This window comes from Psychrobacter sp. UBA2514, assembly GCF_002341255.1.
GTDB lineage: Bacteria > Pseudomonadota > Gammaproteobacteria > Pseudomonadales > Moraxellaceae > Psychrobacter > Psychrobacter pacificensis.
The window spans coordinates 1-438 of record NZ_DDNS01000035.1; the positions used below are offsets into that span (position 1 = coordinate 1).

General features: G+C 38.4%; 1 pseudogene. It reads left to right on the top strand.

The window, feature by feature from the left end:
- Positions 1 to 95: pseudogene (locus B3V51_RS09415) on the top strand (IS1595 family transposase); the annotation flags it as partial.
- Between the last annotated feature and the right edge of the window lie 343 nt (positions 96 to 438).

Genomic DNA, 438 nt, shown 5'->3' on the forward strand with positions numbered 1-438 from the left:
TCTATTTAAAGGAATGTGAGTGGCGTTTTAATCACAGTGACCCAAAGTCGCAATTACTACAATTAAAACAATGGGTTAAACAGGGTTTGAACTAGTTATCTAGGACAGCCCCTTACATTTTATTTAGTACAGGCGAAGGTGAAGGGGGATATCTGTACAATATAGAAGATGACAGTGTATGGGATTTTCAGATGGGACAGCTACAGCAACTAGCGGACGGTACATTACCGCATTGGGATAGCTTCTATGAGTTTATGGAGTGGTACTTGACCGATGAAAATGAGGCTTAACGCTCGATGATTTTTATCATAGAGCCTAAGGTAATCAGTTAGGCTTTATATTTTTAATAGTAAATAGTATGAAAAAGCACCTTGGGAGTCAGGAAAAATTCATACCCGTTATAGTCAACCAATATTAAAAGTGGTACAAGGCAGACGA